The 19776-nt window shown below is 66.2% G+C and carries 5 protein-coding genes; 2 read left to right on the forward strand and 3 right to left on the reverse strand.

Going from position 1 to position 19776, the window contains the following annotated elements:
* Window positions 1-106 precede the first annotated feature (106 nt).
* The 3 genes from ACUZUJ_RS06120 to ACUZUJ_RS06130 all read right to left on the reverse strand — a co-directional run bounded on the left by ACUZUJ_RS06120 (window position 107) and on the right by ACUZUJ_RS06130 (window position 5055).
* Window positions 107-1750 (reverse strand): catalase, encoded by a 1644-nt coding sequence (locus ACUZUJ_RS06120; protein ID WP_049446402.1) that lies wholly within the window; start codon window positions 1748-1750, stop codon window positions 107-109.
* A 194-nt stretch (window positions 1751-1944) separates the two neighbouring features.
* Window positions 1945-4536, reverse strand: a complete 2592-nt coding sequence (mutS, locus tag ACUZUJ_RS06125; RefSeq protein WP_049446400.1) for a DNA mismatch repair protein MutS — start codon at window positions 4534-4536, stop codon at window positions 1945-1947.
* Window positions 4537-4662: 126 nt separating this feature from the next.
* Window positions 4663-5055 (reverse strand): barstar family protein, encoded by a 393-nt coding sequence (locus ACUZUJ_RS06130; protein WP_049446398.1) that lies wholly within the window; start codon window positions 5053-5055, stop codon window positions 4663-4665.
* Window positions 5056-5418: 363 nt separating this feature from the next.
* Here ACUZUJ_RS06130 and ACUZUJ_RS06135 point away from each other — a divergent pair, with 363 nt between their 5' ends.
* Complete coding sequence (locus tag ACUZUJ_RS06135; protein ID WP_049446396.1) at window positions 5419-7095, forward strand: ShlB/FhaC/HecB family hemolysin secretion/activation protein; 1677 nt, start codon at window positions 5419-5421, stop codon at window positions 7093-7095.
* Window positions 7096-7116: 21 nt separating this feature from the next.
* Entirely contained in the window at window positions 7117-19773 is a 12657-nt protein-coding gene (locus ACUZUJ_RS06140) for a hemagglutinin repeat-containing protein (RefSeq protein WP_458220110.1), read from the forward strand.
* Window positions 19774-19776 lie beyond the last annotated feature (3 nt).

Here is a 19776-nt window from a genome sequence, read left to right on the forward strand (position 1 = left end):
GCGGAATCCTTGATTGGGGTTGGGCGTGCAGAAGGTACGCCGCGGACCGTTAAAACGGCGACGCCGCCTCACGGGGAGGCGGCGTGCCGTTCACGGGGGAGGGCGGTCAGAGCTCGATGTCTTCGGCGCCCGGGGTGGCGGTGGGGAAGTCCGCTTCCGGCTGGGCCGGCTTGAACGGATCCGACGGCTGGCTGGCCAGCGCCTTCAGCGCCGCGGCAACACCGGCACCGTAGGCCGGGTCGGCCTTTCTGCAGTTGTCGATGTGGCGCTGCTTGATGAAGTCCGGCGCATCGCCCAGGGCACGGGCGGTGTTGGCGAACAGGCGGTCCTTCTGGGCCTGGTTGTAGCTGCGGAACAGCGCACCGGGCTGGCTGAAGTAGTCGGCGTCGTCCTCACGGAAGTTCCAGAAGTCGGCGTCGCCGCGGATCTTCATCGGCGGTTCGCGGTACTGCGGCTGTTCCTGCCACTGGCCGTAGCTGTTCGGTTCGTAGTGCGGCAGGCCGCCGTAGTTGCCGTCCACGCGCATCGCACCATCGCGGTGGTTGCTGTGCACCGGGCAGCGCGCTGCGTTCACCGGAATCTGGTGGTGGTTCACACCCAGGCGATAGCGCTGCGCATCGGAATAGGCGAACAGGCGCGCCTGCAGCATCTTGTCTGGCGATGGGCCGATGCCCGGCACCAGGTTGCTCGGTGCGAACGCTGACTGCTCCACGTCCTGGTACCAGTTGACCGGGTTGCGGTTCAGTTCGAACTGGCCCACTTCGATCAGCGGGTAGTCGCTCTTCGGCCACACCTTGGTCAGGTCGAACGGATGCACGCGGTAGGTTTCCGCGTCCAGCTCCGGCATGACCTGGATGAACAGCTTCCACTTCGGGAAGTCGCCCTTCTCGATCGCGGCGAACAGGTCGCGGCCGTGGCTTTCGCGGTCATGACCGACCAGGATCTGCGCCTGTGCGTCGGTCAGCGATTCGATGCCCTGCTGGCTGACGAAGTGGAACTTCACCCAGAAGCGTTCGCTGTCGGCGTTGGTGAAGCTGTAGGTGTGCGAGCCGAAACCGTGCATGTGGCGGAAGCTGCGCGGAATGCCGCGGTCGCTCATCACCACGGTCACCTGCAGCAGGGCTTCGGGCAGCAGCGTCCAGAAGTCCCAGTTGTTGCGCGCGCTGCGCAGGTTGGTGTGCGGGTCGCGCTTGACCGCCTTGTTGAGGTCGGCGAACTTGCGCGGATCGCGCAGGAAGAACACCGGGGTGTTGTTGCCGACCAGGTCCCAGTTGCCTTCTTCGGTGTAGAACTTCAGCGCGAAGCCGCGGATGTCACGCTCGGCGTCGGCGGCGCCACGCTCGCCGGCCACCGTGGTGAAGCGGGCGAACATCTCGGTCTGCTTGCCGACCTTCTCGAACAGCTTGGCGCGGGTGTACCTGCTGATGTCGTGGGTGACGGTGAAGGTGCCGAACGCGCCCGAGCCCTTGGCGTGCATGCGGCGCTCGGGAATGATCTCGCGGTTGAGGTTGGCCAGCTTTTCCAGCAGCCAGACGTCTTCCATCAGCAGCGGGCCACGCGGGCCGGCGGTCTTGCTGTTCTGGTTGTCCACCACCGGTGCGCCGAAGGCCGTGGTCATCGGCGTGACCGGGTCATCGCCGTGCTTCTGCTTTGGCGTGGTGCTCAGCTCGCGCTGCTGCTGGGCGCCTTCCTCGGGCGACGGTGCGCTGTGATACGGGCACTTGGCGTTGTTGTTGTCGGACTGGCTCATCGGCTGGCTCCTGGTGGCGGTGAAGACGTGGGTAAACATCTTCACTCGACTTTAGCTATGGCCGGATGAAATGAATAATCGAATGATTCGTTCAGGTTGATAGATTCTGTCAATTGAAACGCAGAATCGGATCTGCAGAGCCTTTCGATAGGCCTCCCGCAAGGCAGGCGGGAGGCCTTGGGCGTGCGCTGCGGTTACAGCAGCGCCTTCAACCGGTACAGGGCTTCCAGCGCCTGCTTCGGCGTCAGTTCGTCCGGGTCGATTGCTGCCAGTGCTTCCTGCGCCTTGCTGGCCGGCGCACTGAACAGGCCGAACTGCTGCGGCGCATCCAGTGCCTGCGGCGCCAGCTCGGCGGCATGGCTCTCACCGCCGCGCTGCTCCAGCTCGGCCAGGCGACGACGCGCCTGTGCCACGGTGGCGCGCGGCAGGCCGGCCAGTGCGGCCACCTGCAGGCCGAAGCTGCGGTTGGCGGGGCCGTCCTTCACCGCGTGCATGAACACCAGCGCTTCACCGTGCTCGACGGCATCCAGGTGCACGTTGGCGATGCCGCTGCGGCCGCCCTCGTGCTGCTCGTCGGCCAGCGCGGTCAGCTCGAAGTAGTGGGTCGCGAACAGCGTGTAGCAGCGGTTCTGGTAGGCCAGGTGGCGGGCCACTGCGTCGGCCAGGGCCAGGCCATCGTAGGTGGATGTGCCGCGGCCGATCTCGTCCATCAGCACCAGCGAATGGGCAGTGGCGTGATGCAGGATGTAGCTGGTCTCGGCCATCTCGACCATGAAGGTCGACTGCCCGCGGGCGAGGTCGTCACCGGCGCCGATGCGGGTCAGGATGCGGTCGATCGGGCCGATCAGCGCACGGCTGGCCGGCACGAAGCTGCCGATGTGGGCCAGCAGCACGATCAGCGCGTTCTGCCGCATGTAGGTCGATTTACCGCCCATGTTCGGGCCGGTGATGACCAGCATGCGCCGGTCCGGATGCAGGTCCAGGTCGTTCGGTTCGAACGGCTGCTCGCGCACCGCCTCGACCACCGGATGGCGACCGCGCTCGATCTTCAGGCACGGCTCGGCCTGCAGTTCCGGGCGCGCCCAGTCCAGCGCCTGCGCGCGTTCGGCGAAGGCTGCCAGCACATCCAGTTCGCTCAGTGCGGCGGCGCACTGCTTCAGCGGTTCCAGCTGCGCGCCAAGGGTATCCAGCAGCTGCTCGTACAGGTACTTCTCGCGCGACAGCGAACGGTCGCGCGCGGACAGCACCTTGTCCTCGAACGCCTTCAGTTCTTCGGTGATATAGCGCTCGGCATTGGTCAGCGTCTGGCGGCGGGTGTAGTGCACCGGCGCGCGGTCGGACTGGCCCTTGCTGATTTCGATGTAGTAGCCGTGCACGCGGTTGTAGCCCACCTTCAGGGTGGGAATGCCGCTGCTCTCGCGCTCGCGCAGTTCCAGGTCGACCAGGAACTGGTCGGCATGGGTGGACAGGCGGCGCAGCTCGTCCAGCTCTTCATCGAAGCCGTCGGCCAGCACGCCGCCATCGCTCAGCTTCAGCGGCGGCATCTCGGCAATGGCGCTGGCCAGCAGTTGTGCGCATTCGTCATGTTCACCCAGCGCGGCATGCAGCGCCTGCAGGCGCGGTGAATCCAGCGGCGCCAGCACCTCGCGCACCGCCGGCAGCAGGTTCAGGCCATCGCGCAGAGTGGAGAAATCGCGTGGTCGCGCCGAACGCAGCGCGACACGGGTGAGAATGCGTTCCAGGTCGCCGAGGCGGCGGAACTGCTCGCGGATGTCGGCGTCGCTGCCACGGTCGATCAGGGTTTCCACCGCATGGTGGCGTTGTACCAGCACCTCGCGCAGGCGCAGCGGGCGGTGCAGCCAGCGGCGCAGCAGGCGCCCGCCCATCGGCGTCACCGTGCTGTCGAGCACGCCCAGCAGGGTATTGCGGGTATCGCCGTCGACGCGCGTATCCAGTTCCAGGTGGCGGCGGGTGGCGGCGTTCATCGCGATCGCCTCGCCGGCGGTTTCCATCGCGATCGAGGTCAGGTGCGGCAGGCGCTGCTTCTGGGTTTCCTCGACATAGCCGAGCAGGGCGCCAGCTGCGGCGGTTGCGCGCGGCTTGTCATCGATGCCGAAGCCGCTCAGGTCATGCAGCTTGAAGAAGTTCAGCAGCTGGCGGCGGCCGCTGTCGGCGTCGAACAGCCACGGCGCACGGCGGCGCACGCCGGTGCGCTGGCGCAGGAAGTCGGGCCAGTTCTCCTCGTCGGGCACCAGCAGCTCGGCCGGCTCCAGTCGGGCCAGTTCGGCTTCCAGCGCGTCGTCAGTCTCGACTTCGTTGACGAGGAAGCGGCCACCGGCCAGGTCGGCCCAGGCCAGGCCGTAGCCCTGCTTCGTGCGCGACAGGGCCATCAGCAGGGTATCGCGGCGCTCGTCCAGCAGCGCTTCGTCGGTGACGGTGCCGGGGGTGACGATACGTACCACCTTGCGTTCGACCAGGCCCTTGGCCAGCGCCGGGTCGCCGATCTGCTCGCAGATCGCCACCGATTCGCCCAGCGCCACCAGCCGTGCCAGGTAGCCTTCGTAGGCGTGCACCGGCACGCCGGCCATCGGGATCGGCGCGCCGCCGGAGCTGCCGCGCTGGGTCAGGGTGATGTCGAGCAGGCGCGCGGCCTTGCGCGCATCGTCGTAGAACAGCTCGTAGAAGTCGCCCATGCGGAAGAACAGCAGCAGGTCAGGATAGTCGGACTTGGCTGCGAAGAACTGCTTCATCAGCGGGGTGTGTTCGGCGGACTTTTCTTTGGACATGGGGCTCGTGGATCAGGGCGTCCGGCCGCGCCGGAGGGCGGCGGCGGCGGAGCGGGTACAGGGATGCCCATGGTAACTGGTGGGGGCAGGGGCTGCCGCGTTCGCAGGCCTGGGCTGCCGCTTGCTTCAGGTCTGCACCAGGGTGATGTCCGGATGGGCTGCGAAGATCTCCATTACGATCTCGAAGTAGGTCTGCCCCTCACCGCACTCCAATGCCGCCAGCTGCTGCTCGATGGCTGCGGTGTTGAATGCACCGGGATGGGCCAGTTTGGCCTGCATCCAGCTGCGTGTGGCAGCCACGCCCAATGCTGCGCGGCTGTGTTCGATATCGCGCCAGATGATGGTGCGGGTGGACCGTCCGGCCAGGGCGCCGTACCCGCCGTACAGCAGGTCATCCAACCCATCCAGGCTGGGCGCCAGCTGCCAGTCTTCGCCGGCCATGAACACACGGTTGATCTCCGCGTACAGGCTGGCGATGTCATTGATGGCGGCGCCTTCAATCTGTAGGAGAATGGTCATGCGCCGACTGTAGCGTCAGCAGGCGAAAGCTGGCGTGCTGAACGACCAGGGTTCGTGCCATGGCGCGCGCGTATACGTCCGGGCCATTTGCGGTGTGTTTCCCCGCAGCCGACTGAATTTGCAATCTTCCCTATAGAAGTTCCTGTGGCGGCCGATACCCTTTGCGCTTTTCTGCGCTTCGCGCGGCGGCGTGCTCTCGCGTGTGCGACGGCAGACCCGAATCAAGCCGGCACGTCGATGCCTTGTCCTTTTCCGGACAGGGCGCCCGACGGCCTGCATCAATATCAGGAAAAGACTGTGCGGTCAGGGAAGAAGCAGGCACGGCAGGTGTGCCGTGGTGGTGGGTGGGGGGTGTTGCTTGGCATGACCTTCAGTGTTGCCGCTCAGCAGGCCGGTGATCCAGCCGCGCAGGAACTGCTGCGGCAACAGGAACGCGAACGCGTATTGCGCGAGCAGCAGGAACAACGCCCCGACGTCCGCTTGGAGCGGGATGCGCAGAAGGAGGGCGAGCACCTGCCGGCGCAGGAGCAGCCCTGCGTGCGTATTGATCGCATCGTGCTGGAGGGCGACGACAGCCAGCGCTTCGGCTGGGCACTGGCGGCGGCCGACCCGGTGGATGATCCGGCCACCGGCCGTTGCCTGGGGACCGAAGGCATCAACGTGGTGATGAAGCGCGTGCAGAACGCGATCATCGCCCGTGGCTATGTCACCACGCGGGTGCTGTCGGCACCGCAGGACCTCAACCAGGGCACGCTGACGTTGTCGGTGGTGCCGGGCCGGTTCCGCGAGGCCGTGTTCTCCAATCCGCAGGGCCGGCATCCGGCCATCGCCAATGCATTGCCGATCCGCAGCGGCGGCCTGCTCAACCTGCGTGACATCGAGCAGGGGCTGGAGAACCTGCAGCGCGTGCCCACCGTCAGCGCCGACATCAAGATCGCGCCGGCCGACGGCGAGGGCGCGGCGCCGGGCCAGAGCGACCTGCAGATCGACTGGACGCAGCGTTCACCGGTACGCGCCAGCGTCACCCTGGACGATGCCGGCAGCCGCGGCACCGGCAAGCTGCAGGCCAACGCGACGCTGTCGCTGGATAATCCGCTGGGGCTGAACGAGCTGTTCTACATCAGTGCCGGGCGTGGCGTGTTCAACGGCCGCGGCAGGGACACCGACAGCTGGACGGCGCACTACGACGTGCCGTACGGCTACTGGCTGTTCGGTGCCACCGCCAGCGCCTACGACTACAGCCAGAGCGTGGTCGGCGCCTTTGAACGCTATGACTACAGCGGTCGCAGCCGCAACGCCGAAGCGCGGGTGGACCGGCTGCTGCTGCGCAATGCCAAGATCAAGTTCAGTGCCTATGCGCGCGGCTGGCAGCGCGAGTCGAAGAACTACATCGACGATACCGAGATTGAAGTGCAGCGCCGCCGCACCGCCGGCTGGGAACTGGGCCTGACCCACAAGCAGTTCATCGGCACTGCCACGCTCGATGCCAGCGTGGCCTACCGGCGTGGCACGGGCGCCTTCCACGCCCTGCGCTCGCCGGAAGAGAGGGCGCAGCAGTGGGATCCGACGCTGCCGCTGGAAGGCACCTCGCGGATGAAGCTGATCACCGCTGATGCGCAGTTCAGCGTGCCGTTCCAGCTGGGCAGGCAGCGCCTGCGCTACACCGCCGCATGGCGGGCGCAGTGGAACCGCACGCCGCTCTCGCCACAGGACCGCTTCGCCATCGGTGGCCGCTATACCGTGCGCGGTTTCGATGGTGAAAGCTCGCTCAGCGGCGAGCGTGGCTGGTCGCTGCGCAACGATCTTTCGCTGGGCATCGGCGGTGGCCAGGAGTTCTACGTGGCCGCCGACTACGGCCGTATCGGCGGCCCATCCGCGCAATGGCAGTCCGGCCACGACCTGGCCGGCATGGCGCTGGGCCTGCGCGGCGGCTGGCAGCAGCTTTCCTGGGATGGCTTCGTGGGCTCAGCGCTGCACAAGCCCGCCCATTTCCCCACCGACTACACCACGTTCGGCTTCAGCCTGGCCTGGCGCTACTGATCTGCCACAAGGACACGTGACATGAACACTATCTATCGTCTGGTTTTCAACCGCGCGCTGCGCGTCTGGCAGGTGGCTTCGGAGCTGGTGAAGGGCGGCGGTGGCCTGGTCGGCCATGTGCCGGGCCGGCAGAGCGCGGCACTGTCGCTGCTGGGCTTCGCGCTGATGTGCTCACTGGGCTGGGTCAGTCTGGCAACACCTGCGCTGGCGCAGTCCGATGCACGCATCAGTTCCGATCCGAACGCGCCGGGCCGTGAACGGCCGACGGTGGTGACGGCACCCAACGGCGTGCCGATGGTGAACATCACCACGCCGTCGGCGGCGGGTGTGTCGCGCAACCGCTATTCGCAGTTCGACGTGGGCCGCGAAGGCGCCATCCTCAACAACGCCCGCGGCCAGGTGCAGACGCAGCTGGGCGGCTGGGTGCAGGGCAACCCGTGGCTGGCCACTGGCAGTGCACGGGTCATCCTCAATGAAGTGAATGGTCCGGCCAGCCGGCTCAACGGCTATGTGGAAGTGGCCGGGCAGCGTGCAGAAGTGATCATTGCCAACCCGGCCGGCATCCAGGTCAACGGTGGCGGCTTCCTCAATGCCAGCCGGGTGACCCTGACCACCGGCACCCCGATGTTCAGCGGTGCAGGCGCACTTGAGGGCTACCGTGTCACCGGCGGTGCGATCCAGATCGATGGCGATGGCCTGGACAGCAGCCGTGCCGACTACACCGACCTGATCACCCGTTCGTTGAAGGTCAATGCCGGCATCTGGGCCAACCAGCTGCAGGCAACGCTGGGCAGCAACGTGGTCAGTGCCGACCACAGCCAGGCCAGCGCGAACGCGGCCAGCGGCGAGGCACCGACGTTCGCACTGGACGTCGGCGTACTGGGCGGCATGTTCGCCAACAAGATCTGGCTGGTCGGCAACGAGCATGGCGTGGGCGTGCGCAATGCCGGCAGCATCGGTGCGCAGGCCGGCGAGCTGGTGGTGACGGTGGATGGGCGCCTGGAAAACACCGGTGCGCTGCAGTCGCGGCAGAACGTGCGCGTGCAGGCCAGTGGTGACATTGCCAATGCCGGCACCATCGCGGCTTCGCGTGAGGTGGCCATCACGTCTGGCGGCACGCTGGACAACAGCAACGGCACGCTCAATGCGCAGCGCCTGCAGCTGCAGGCGCAGGGGTTGCGCAACCAGGGCGGCGCGATTGAACAGACCGGCGTGCAGGCCCTGGTGCTCAGGGCCGACACGGCCAGCAACCGCAGCAACGGCCTGCTGGGCGCACTGGATGCCGTGGCGTCAGGTGGCAATGAAAGCAATCCTGGCGGCGGCGCGTCGCCGGGCGGCGGCGGAACGCCCGGAACCGGCACGCCGGGAACCGGGGGAGGAAATGGCGGTTCGACCGGTGGCCCGCCGGTGGAGCCCATGGTCGACGGCCTGATCGCCATCACCGGCACGATGGACAACGACGGCGGCAGCATCAGCAACGGCGGCGCGGTGTCACTGGCTGCACGCAACGGTCTCGACAACCGCGGCGGTCGCCTGGGAGTGAGCGCGCTGCAGGCCGGGGGCGATCTGCGCAACGATGGCGGCACGCTGCAGGTGCATGGCGATACCACGCTGCGGGTGGGCCTGTTGTCCAACCAGAAGGGCGCGCTGAGCGTGGCTGGTGGCCTGCTGCTGGATGCGCAGTCGCTCGACAACCGCGGTGGTGAACTGCGGCACGCCGGCAAGGCGGCATCGTCGTGGACGGTGCATGGCCTGTTCAACAACGACGGTGGCCTGCTGGCCACCAATGCCACGCAGCTGGCGTTGCGCGCAGGCCAGGTCGGCAATGCCGCTGGCCGCATCGAACATGCCGGTGAGGGGGGGCTGCAGCTGGATACGGGCGACTGGGCCGGCGCCGGTGGCCGGCTGAGTACCCTGGGCCGCCTGCAATGGACGGCCGGCAACGCCGATCTGCGCAACGGCTCGCTCAGTGCGGCTGGGTTCGACATCGTGGCCGGGACGCTGGACAACCGGGGTGGCAGCCTGCTGTCGCTCGGCACCGGTGCCAGTTCGGTGAAGGCCACGGTGCTGGACAACAGCGCCGGCGGCACGCTGGCCAGCAATGGTGATCTGGGCCTCACCGCGATCACGCTGGAAAACCGCAAGGGGCTGGTACAGCAGGCCGGCACCGGCAGCCTGCGGGTGCAGGCCGAGACCCTGCGTGGCAGCGAAGGGCGCCTGCTCAGCAACGGCGCGCTGGTGCTGTCCGGCGGCGAGCTGGACGTGAGTGGCGGTACCACGTCGGCGCAGCGCGTGCAGATCCAGGCCGATGTGTTGCGCAACCGCCAGGGCCAGATCGTTGCGCAGGGAACGCAGGCGTTGGCACTGGACGTGCGCGATGCGCTCGACAACCAGAGCGGCCAGATCGTCGGCAACGGCGGGCTGCGCATCGACGCCGGTCGCATCGACAACCAGCAGGGCACGCTGCAGTCGGCCGGCACGCAGGGCGTGGCGCTGACGGTGCGCGACACGCTGGACAACAGCGGCGGAGGCATCTCCGGCAATGGCCAGGTGCAGCTGCAGGTTGGCAGCCTGGTCAACCAGGGCGGCAAGGTGCTGGCGGCAGGCAGCGGCGCGCTGCAGGTGCAGGCCCGCGAACGTCTGGACAACGGCAGCGGCGGCCGCCTGGCCGGTACCGGTGATCTGCGGCTGCAGGCGGCATGGCTGGACAACCGCAGTGGTGCGATCGAACACGCCGGCGGCGGCACGTTGCAGATCCGCGCCGACAGCGTGCAGGGTGCGGGCGGCCGCATCCTCAGCCAGTCGACGCTGGAGCTTGAGGGCGGCGACCTGCTGCTGGGGGCCGGCAGCATTACCCAGGCCGAGCGCATTGCCATCGACGCGCAGCGCCTGGACAACGCTGGCGGCAACCTCAGCGCGACCGGCAGCGGCGCGCTGCGGCTGCGCGTGGCGCAGCGCGTGGACAACAGTGGCGGCACGATTGCAGGCAATGGCGCGCTGGAGGTAGAGGCCGGCGAACTGATCAACCGCAAGGGCACGCTCAGCGGCGCCGGTACGGCTGACAGCACGCTGCAGATCGCCGGAGCGCTGGACAATCACGAAGGCACGATCGCCAGCAACGCCAACCGCCTGGCGGTCACTTCCGCACGGCTGGACAACAGTGGCGGCAGCATCCGCCAGGCTGGCAACCAGGGCCTGGACATCACCACCGGCCGCCTGGACGGCAGCAAGGGCACGCTGGTCTCCTCGGCCACGCTGACCCTGCGCGCCGACGACGTGGATCATCGTGACGCGACGCTGGGCGCTGATCGCTTCGACCTTGAGGCCGCCACGCTCGACAACGCCGGTGGCCGCATCATCGCCAGCGGTGAAGGCGCCAGCCGCATCAAGGCGACGACGCTGGGCAATGCCGGTGGCACGCTGGCCAGCAATGGTGACCTGACGCTGCAGGCGCAGGCGCTGGACAACAGCGCAGGCAGGATCCAGCACGCCGGTAGCGGCCAGCTGCAGGTCTCGGCGCAGACCCTGCTGGGCAAGGGCGGCAGCGTGCTCAGCAATGGCAGCTTTGCGCTGGATGGCGCCAACCTCGATCTGACCGGGGCGACCACCTCGGCGCGCCGCGTCGACATCACTGCCGGCACCCTGACCACCGCCGGTGGCACGCTTACCGCAACGGGTGAAGACGCGCTGCGCCTGCGCGTACAGGGTGTGCTGGACAATCGCGGTGGTTCGCTCGCCAGCAATGGCGCGCTGGATGTCACCGCGCAGCAGCTGATCAATGCGCAGGGCACGCTGCAGGGCGCAGGCACCGGTCACTCCACGCTGGCGATCGGCCACGCTCTGGACAACCAGAAGGGCCGCATACTGCTCGGCGGTGCCGGTACGGTCACCGCTGCCAGCCTCGGCAACCAGGGCGGCACCGTGCATGCGGGCGGCAGCGCGCTGGTGCTGGGCGTTGACGGTCGCCTGGACAATGGCGAGCAGGGCCTGCTGTCCAGCACCGGCACGATGACCCTGGACGCCGACAGCCTCGACAACCGCCACGGCACCCTGGTCGCTGGCAAGGACCTGACGGTGACCACGGCAGGAGGCGTGGACAACAGCGACGGTGCGATGCAGGCCGGCAAACGCCTGCAGTTGCAGGCCAATGGCCTGCTCAACCAGCGCGGTACGCTGCTGGGCGGCCAGCTGGACATCGATACCCGCGGCCAGCGGCTGGACAACCGCGCCGGCACGCTGGGCACGCAGAAGGGCGACCTGATCGTTCGCAGTGGCGCGATGGACAACCAGGGTGGTCGCGTGCAGTCGGCGGCCGACCTGACCATCAACACGGCCGGGCAGGACATCGACAACCGCGCCACCGCCGGCAGCGGTGGATTGCTGGCAGCCGGGAAGCTGCAGCTGGATGGTGGCGTGCTGGACAACCGTGGCGGCGCAGTCAATGCACAAGGCGATGCGCGCTTGCTGCTGGCCCGCGTCGACAACAGTGGCGGTGGAACACTTGCCAGCTCCGCGGATCTGTCCCTGCAGGCGGCGAGCCTGGCCAATGCCAGTGGTCGCGTGCAGGCCGGGCGCAACCTCGACCTGACCCTGGCCGGGCACCTGGACAACGCCGCCGGCGCGATCGCGGCCGGGCAGCGGTTGACCCTCACTGCCGCCAGCGTGGACAACCGCAACACCCGTGGCGGCGACGGCACGCGTGGCCTGCAGGCGGGCCAGCTGCAGTTCGGCGCCCAGTGGCTGGACAACAGCCAGGGCCAGATCGTCACCGATGGCGGTGCGCGGCTGCAGATCAACGGCCAGCTGCAGAACACCGGCGGCGTGATCAGCACCGGCGGCAACCTGGACAGCCAGGCGGACAACGTCGCCAACAGCGGTGGCCTGCTGCGCGCCGATGGCAGCCAGACCCTGGTGGCACGTGCGCTCAGCGAAGACGGCCAGGTGCATGCGCAGCGTGACCTCGGCCTCACCCTGCAGCAGGGCATGCGCCAACGTGGCGAATGGATCGCCAACGGCACGCTGTCGCTGAATCTGTCCGGCGACCTCGACAACCAGGGTGTGGTGCGCGGTGGCAACCTCGACCTCAACGCCCAGAACATCACCAATGCGGCTTCGGGTGAGATCTCCAGCCAGGGCACGACCCACCTCAATGCCCGTGGCCAGCTGACCAACCGGGGCCTGATCGATGGCGCGCTGACCCACCTGGAGGCCGGCGAAATCGACAATCTCGGCACCGGGCGCATCTACGGTGATCGCGTGGCGATCTCCACCGGCGTGCTGAAGAACCGCGCCGAAGAGGCCGGTGGTGCCACCCGCGTCGGCACCGTGGCCGCACGTGAGCGCCTGGACCTGGGCGTGCGCGAGCTGCAGAACACCGGCAAGGGCCTGATCTACAGCGGTGGTGATGCTGCCATCGGCGGCACGCTCGACGCTGACCGGATCGCCAGCGGCATTGCCGGGCGGATCGACAACATCAGCTCGGTCATCGATGTGACCGGCAACCTGTCCATCGATGCGCAGGTGGTCAACAACATCCGCGAGAACGTGGTCATCACACAGGCCACGACCGTGATGGATCCGGTGCGGCTGGACCGCCCGGCATGGTGGCGCAACGGCAAGAACGGCACCGAGGATATCCGCAGTACCAGCCACTACTCCGCGCACGAGGTGTACTACCTCGACCCGGCCGACATCCTCGAAGACACGCCGCACATCACGCCTGATGGCTTCACCGTGCATCGCGCGGTGGTGCGCCTGAGCTCGAAGACCAGTGCCTACTTCTTCGGACGCGGTGGCCTGTATGCCGGCCTGGGCGAGCGCGCGCGCCTGAACGTGCAGGATGGCACGGTGGTGATGTACTACGTCGGCCGCCAGGACAACCAGGTCAATCCGGACCAGGTGCGTGTCGGCGCGGATGACCCGTTCGCCGAGCTGAGTACCCTGCATCCCGATGCGCCGGCATTCCGCTATGTCGACGACAAGCTGACCTATTCCAGCAACTACGGAACCTGCACCACCAACTGCGTGCAGTTGTGGACCTACAAGGACTACAACGATCCGGACCATACGCTGACCAATCCGCGCGGCTCGGGTGGCAACAACGTCAGCAGCAATGAGCAGTACCGCATCGCGACCCGGACAGTGACCGAAGATGTGCTCGGCGCCGGGGTAGGCGCCGACGCGGTGATCCGCTCCGGCGGCGCGATGCGCATCGGCACCGACAACCTGAAGAACCACTACGGCAGCATCGCCGCAGGGGGCAACCTGAGCATCGTGGGACTGACCGCGACGGCGAAGGTGGAGAACCTGGCGCAGACGCTGTTCCGCACCCATGAATTCAACAATGTGGGTCACACCTACAGCAACGAACGGGTCACCTGGAGCAATGACACGATCTCCGAGGAGATCGGCAGGATCGGTGGCAGCATCACCAGTGGTGGCACGCTGGTCATCGACGTCGGTGACCTGAGCAACCTCAACCAGGGGCGAAACGCGCCGAACGTGCAGAACGGTTCGGCCATGGCCAACCTCAATGTGCAGGGGCCCAAGTCGCTGCCGGATGGGCCGGGCCATGGCGGTGCGCAGGGGCCGGGCCAGTCCACCGGCACCGGTGCCGAACGCGCGCTGGCGCAGGCGGCCGATGCCGCCGGCACTCAGCAGGGCGGTAACGTCGGCGGCGTGGCCGGCAACAGCGGCACCTCTGGGCCGCGCGTGGTCGCGGCCAGTGGTGGATCACCGGACCGCATCGCGATGGGTGCACCGGACACGCGCGCGCCGAGCGCCAGCCTGTTCAACGTCAATCCCAACAGTGGCCACTATCTGGTCGAGACCGATCCGCGCTTCACCGACCACAAGACCTGGCTGAGCTCGGACCACCTGCTGGGCCAGATGGGCTACTCGCCCGATACCGTGCACAAACGCCTGGGCGATGGCTACTACGAGCAGAAACTGGTGCGCGAACAGATCGGCCAGCTGACCGGTCGCCGTTTCCTCGATGGCTACGCCAGTGACGAGGCGCAGTACCGCGCGCTGCTGGAGGCCGGTGCCACGGTGGCCAGCGAATGGGGCCTGCGCCCCGGCGTGGCGCTGACCGAAGCACAGATGGCACAGCTGACCAGTGACATCGTCTGGCTGGTCGAGCAGACCGTCACCCTGGCCGATGGCAGCACCACCACCGCGCTGGTGCCGCAGGTCTACCTGCGCCTGCGACCGGGCGACCTGGACGGCAACGGTGCACTGCTGGCCGGTGCCAATGTCGATATCAAACTGGGCAATGGCCTGGTCAACACCGGCAATATCGCCGGCCGCAAGCTGGTGACCATCGATGCCGGCAACATCGAGCACCTCGGCGGCAGCATTTCCGGCCAGTACGTCGGGCTGTCGTCGGACAAGGACATCCGCGTTGTCGGTGCCGCCGTGACGGCCACCGATGCGCTGTCGGTCAAGGCGGCGGGCAACGTCACGGTGGCCTCCACGGTGGAGACACAGCGGGGCGGTGGCAGCTACCAGTACGAGACCAACCGCATCGATCGGGTCGCCGGCCTGTATGTAACCAACCCCAGTGGCGACGGCATGCTGTCGGTGGTGGCTGGCGGTGACATCAGCCTGCAGGCCGCACAGATCCGCAACGCTGGCACTGACGGCCTGACCCAGCTGGCCGCAGGCGGCAATCTGGATGTTGGCGCGATTGCGCTGGAGGAACGCCGCGACGCCACCTTCGACGAGCGCAACCACCAGCGCAGCAGCAGGACGACACATGCCGCCTCGTCGGTGCAGGGCGCTGGCGATGTGGTGCTGGCCGCTGGCAAGGACATCACCCTGGCCGCCGCGCAGATCAAGGCGGGGGCCGGCCTGGCATTGCAGGCCGGTGGGGACATCAACAGCCAGGCGTTGGTGGACAGCGAGAGCCGCGATTTTGCCAATGCGGGCAAGCGCAGCTCGCTGCAGGTCAGCCAGCGTGATGAGACGGTGCGTGGCAGTACGTTGCAGGCAGGGGACAATCTGCTCCTGAAGGCTGGCCGGGACGTCAACCTGACCGCCGCGTTGGTCGACAGCAATGACGGCACGGTAAGCGTGGCTGCGGGCCGCGACGTCAACCTGCTCTCAGCCAACGAGACGCACGACTACAGCCTCGACAGCTACGACAAGAAAAAGAAGACGCTCTCCAGCACCACCACCACGCGCAGCGTCGACGCCAGCGACAGCTATGCCATCGGCACGGCGATCCAGGGCGAGCGCATCAGCATCACGGCTGGCCGCGATCTGACTGCGGTAGGTGCGGTGGTCGATGCCACCGGCAACGGGATCCTGGGGGCTGGCAACAATGTGCTGATCACTGCCGCCGAGGACCATCACAGCAGTGAATCCAGCGAGAGCAAAAAGAAATCGGGCGTTACCGGAGGCTTCGGCAACGGCGTGGCATCGGTTGGATACAGCAGCGCGAAGAACAGCAGCACCCGCGCCGAGCAGTCCACCACCCAGGTGGGATCGGCGATCGCCTCGCGCGACGGCAATGTGCTGATCAATGCTGGCAACACACTGACGATCGGGGCATCGGACGTCGCCGCAGGCGAGAACCTGACACTGGTGGGCAAGGACATTGCGCTGCTGGCGCGGCAGGACACCACGGATAGCGAATCCAGCCAGGCCAGCAAGTCCAGCGGCTTCTCGGTGGGCGTGACCTACGATCCGACCAAGGCCTACCGCAGCGCCCGCGATTCGACCACCGACGGCATGGCCGACAGTGGCTCGGCGATGGGGCGGATCACCCGCACCGCTGAAGGTGCAGCCTCCGGCCTGCGCGCGGCCACCACTTCGACCGTGGTGACTGCCGGCAGCCAGCGCACCAACAGCGAACAGAGCCATTCGACCAGTGATGCCCGCGTCAGCCAGTTGGCTGCAGGCGGCGATCTCACGTTGATTGCCAATGGGGGCTCGATCCTCAGCCAGGGCACGCAGATGTCGGCCGAGGGCAACGCTGTGCTGCTGGCCACCAAGGACATCGTGTTCGACGTGGCCCACAACACCGAGCGCAGCGACAGCAGCAGCCGCGGCAAGGGCTGGGGCTTTGCCAACAACACCAGCGGCCTGCCGTTCGGTACCAACAACTCGCAGAGCCAGGGCAGCGGCAGCAGCGACACCATCACCGGCACGCAGCTGTCGGTCGGCGGCGGCGTGCGCATGGCCACCACCGAGGGCAACATCAGCCTGACCGCAGCCAATATCGCCGCCGAGAAGGACGTCAGCATCCGTGCGGCCGGTGATCTGCTGGTCCGCAGCGGGCAGGATACGGTCAGCAACGCCAATACGTCGGACAGCAAGGCGATCGGCACGGTACAGATATCGGATGCCGAGAAGTTCTCCGGCTGGCACCGCGAGCAGCACCAGGACGACAGCGCGCAGGTGTCACAGGTGGCCAGCAGCATCGGCAGTCTGGGTGGCAGCGTGAACCTGACCGCCGGTGGCAAGTACACGCAGACGGCCAGCAATGTAGTGGCAGCCAAGGACGTGAACATCACCGCTGCCGAGATCGAGCTGCTGACCGCCGACGAAAGTGGCCATTACTCGCAGAGCGACAAGGACCTGAAGATCGGCGTGTTCGCGCGGGTGAAGTCGCCGTTGATCGACCTGATCAACAACGTGGACGCGGCCCGTCAGTCAGATGATCGCCTGCAGAAGATGCAGGGCATGGCAGCGGGCGCCAACGCGTACCAGGCAGCCAGTGCGATCTCGGCGCTTTCCGGCCATGGCGGCAGTGGCGAACTGTTCCGTGCTGAAGCAGGCATCGGCTTCAAGACCGCCAACAGCAGTGCCGATGGCAGCAGCATGGTGTCGCGTGGTTCCACCATCCAGGGCGGCGGCAACGTCAACCTCACCAGCACCCAGGGCGACATCCATGTTGTTCAGGGCAACCTGAGTGCAGGCAACACCCTCAGCCTGGATTCGGCCGGAGATATCCTGCTGGAAGCTGGCAAGGCGCATGTGGCCGACCGCAGCAAGAGCAGCAATGCCGGCGCCGAAGTCGGCGTGGGGGTCTCTGTAGGCGCGCAGACCGGCGTGTATGTGTACGCCGAGGCGAGTGTTGGCAGCAGCAAGGCCAATGCCGAGAGTAGCACCTGGCAGAACACCACGCTGACCGGCAAGAACATCTCGATGAAGGCCGACGGCGATACCACGCTGCGTGGCGCCACAGCGTCCGCTGATCGCATCGACGTCAAGACCGGCGGCACGCTGACGATCGAGTCGCTGCAGGACATCGCCGAGAGCATGTCCAGGAACAGCCAGGTGGGTGGCCGCGTGCAGGTGTCGTTCGGCACTGCGTGGAATGCCGACGGTTACGCCAGTGCAGGCAAGGCCAGCGGCAGCTATCAGGGTGTTGGCCAGCAGAGCGGCCTGTTTGCCGGTAATGGCGGGTACCACGTCGACGCCGGCCACGTGAATCTGGTGGGCGGTGCGATTACCAGCACCCATGCGGGCAACAGTGAACTGACTGCGGGCTCGCTGACGTTCACTGACCTGCGGAACCACATGGACTACACGGCCAGCTCCGGCAGCATCAGTGGTGGTGCGGGCGGAGAGATGGATGGCTGGACGCCCAAGCCGGGAACTGCCGCACCCCGAGGTGGTCCGGGCCTGCCGATGATGGAAAAGGGCAGCGACAGCAGCTCCACCCTTGCCACCTTGACCGAGGGCAACATCACCATCGGTGGCAGACAGACGTCGGCGGCCGAGCTGGGCATCAACACCGATGCCAGTGGAGCGCATCGCGCGGTGGATGCATTGCCGGATGCGAGCAAGCGGCTGACGGATCAGCAGGCGATGGTGGCTGCGGCGGGGACGGTGATGGCCACCAGCCAGCAGATTGCCTGGGATATTGGCAGTGCGGATGCGAAGAAGATTACGGACAAGTATCGGGAAGGGATGAGTCCCGAAGAGAAACGGGCATTCGATGCGCTTTCTCCGGACGAGCGATTCAACCGTCTGGTCGCGTTCGATGCATCCTACCCGGAAGCGCTGGTGACCCAGCAGAAGTGGGCCCCTGATGGCGTCTATGGTCGCGCACTCGGCGCAGTGACCAGCGCGTTGGTCGGTGGTGTTGAAGGGCAGGGGCTGGGTCAGCTGGGTTCCAACGCGCTGGCGCCGTATGCGGCTGAACTGATCGGCAAGACGTTTGACCCGAACAAGCAGAGTGCTGCGCCTAGCGAGGCCATGCAGATGCTGTCGCACGCGCTGCTGGGCGCGCTGTTGGCAGAGGCCAATGGCGGCAAGGCGGGGAGTGGGGCGTTGGCGGCCGGTGGTGGTGAGTTGGCGGCGAAGTTCCTGGGCGATTACTACGCCAAACAGAATGGGGGCAAATTGTCACCTGAGCAGGCGGAGCAGGTAAGGGTGCTCGGGCAAGCAGTCGGCGCAATGGCGGGAGGGATTTCTGGTGGAGGAGTTTCTGGTACGGCATTGAGCATGGGGATTGCGAGAAACTCCGTTGAGAACAACTACCTGAATCATGACGAGCGGATGGAGTACCTTCAGGCGACTGTTATCTGCTCTGATGCAGGTAAAGACTGCGATATCAAGGAGAACTTCGAGCGGCTCTCTGCGGAGCGCGATTACAAGTTGTTGATGGCGTGCCAAGTGCCAGGATCTGCCGCATGTGCTGAGCAGCGTTCACTTGCGAAAATTGCATTGGAATCGCATAACTCACCTATATATGAGGGGGAGTATGACGCATGGATGGCGGAAAACGCCGATAAGCTCATCTCTGCGAGCAAGAATGCCGGTTCTGGGGTCAGCCTTGAAAAAATTGCCATTCACTCTTCTACCGAAGATCTGCAAAGGAAGGTGTACTGTTCGCTGGTTGGTGAGTGTGGTTCGAACACTGTCGATTTATTGCGTGGTGCAGGCTACGGTGCGGAAGCCGACTGGCTGTCGTCGACGAATCGATCGGTCGCTGGTACTGCGTTCGTAAACGGGCTCTGGACCGGCGGAAAGGACCTGTTAGCGGGTGCTGCAAGCATGAACCAGATCAGTGTTCTGCTGGGCTTGGTCTCGGATTACAAGGAGATGGACAAGCTTGGCTTGCAGGCCTTCTCCCAAAAACGCAACAGCGCGATAAGTCAGGCCATCAATGAGTACATGGAGAAGACGGCAGGCCTTGCGTACTACCTGACTGGTGGTAGGAACTCGTGGAATTTTGAAGACGTAGATCAGGCGGCTGACATTGGTGGAAAGCTCACGTTTGACATCGGAACTTCCTTGGTCGGGCCGGAGGCACTCCTCGCCAAGAGGACCATGACGGCCGCTTCGGAGGTCAGACTTATCGCCGATGCGGAACAGCAGCTCATAAAGTACATCGCAGGTATTGGAAGGAACCCGCCAGCGACCGCAATCGGTGCTGTTGATCCTACAACTGGTAGAATTGTGACTACGTCGAGTGGCCCTGTTCCTGATGTGATCGCGCCGGGCCTGAAGGCGTACGCTGATTCGCTCGGGGGCCTTGGCGTCAAGACAGCATGTGGGAATACTATTGGTCGTTGCGCAGAATTCAGAGCTGCAAACGAACTGATGCTGGCAAATCCACGTCTGAAGCTTGAGGATATCAAATTTACTGCTGCTGTTCGGCCGAGAAGTGGCCTTCCTGTTCCTAGATGTGATAATTGCAGGAATATATTTGGAGATGAGTAATAT

It is taken from the genome of Stenotrophomonas sp. S4, assembly GCF_054187805.2.